Origin of the sequence: Okeania sp. SIO2F4 (assembly GCF_010672385.1) — a bacterium.
GTDB lineage: Bacteria > Cyanobacteriota > Cyanobacteriia > Cyanobacteriales > Microcoleaceae > Trichodesmium.
This window is the reverse complement of record NZ_JAAHGT010001451.1, coordinates 1-1,260: the sequence shown is the minus strand read 5'-3', so window position 1 is coordinate 1,260 and position 1,260 is coordinate 1. Positions and strand designations below refer to the sequence as shown.

Genomic DNA, 1,260 nt, shown 5'->3' with positions numbered 1-1,260 from the left:
AAACCTTACCCAAAACTTCTTAGTAGCCCTCTCTTAATCTTAATCAACTTATTATTTATAATTACAGAAACATATTAACTTTTTTGCTCTGATATCCTGGAGTAAGGAGTTTCATTAATGGATAATGGATAATGGATAATTGATAATTACCTCTGGTTAAAACCGAGAGGATTGAATATAAGGAATATTTTCTTTGTTTTCCCCTATCCAAGGGGAGGCTTCAAGGCGCAAATTATTTAATTATTAATTATTAATTATTAATTTTTCGGTAATTTTTTAACTTGCTGCAGGGAGTTTCATAGTTAGATAACAAGAGTTAAACTGAGCAATTTACACTTCAAACCCGTCTCTAAAATATATTGATAATCTTCCCTTTGCCAAGTTAAGCTGTTCTTTCCTTTGATCAACAACATCAATAAACCGCATTTAGATAACTCCTATTTATCCATAGTTCATATATTTAAAAAAATGCAGATTTATAGGAGATTCCCAACCTGATAGAATTTTGTAGGGACAGAATATTCATATCAGCAGTTCTAGTCAATTAACCAAATACTCTGCACAAATAATCCACCCCTACAAAACTTAATTTCACTCCACAGAAGTGTCGAAGCCAAGCCGTAAATTATACTTTACGATAAGGAACCATACTCAGATTAATACTACCCAAGTTAGGTTTTTGTACTACACTCCCTTGTACACCAAGACTCCGTGCCAAATTCAAGAATTGAGAAGGATCGCCTTCCTGAGCCTTCTTTTCTTGAGGAGTAAAGCGACGTATTTCATTTTGATACACGATTTGAGGGAAACCTAGAATAGTCCGATAGTAGAACTCATAACGAGGTGTCTTCAGATTAAAAGGAGTTTCTCCTCCATCGCGTTGGGGTAAAACCCGACGACGCTGATAAGGCACAGTTTCAAAACCAAAGTTTTCCAAATATTCCTCACTATCAAGCAACTCATCAATGAAACCTTCAATACCCTTGGTAGCTACAACAATAGACCAAGCAATCTTTTCCCTTTCGCTGTAAACATCACGACCCAACACCCGTTGAACGCATAACTCAACAAAGCGATAATTGCTATTAGTCTCGTAATTATTCCGACGGAATGGCTCGGACATTACCAAACCCCGAATAAAATCTCGAACTGTAATTTGACCATTTTTTAGCTGAGATTCCAGGAAGGTTTGGCGATCGCTCTTCAGAATCTGATGTTCACTATAAATTTGGCGATAAGCTGCCCAAATTAATTCATCCA

The 1,260-nt window shown here is 36.2% G+C and carries 1 protein-coding gene; it reads right to left on the bottom strand.

Annotated elements, in window-relative coordinates; translation table 11 throughout:
* Positions 1 to 625 precede the first annotated feature (625 nt).
* The coding region (locus tag F6K22_RS41165) for a phycobilisome rod-core linker polypeptide (protein WP_293110967.1) at positions 626 to 1,260 on the bottom strand (635 nt) is incomplete at its 5' end.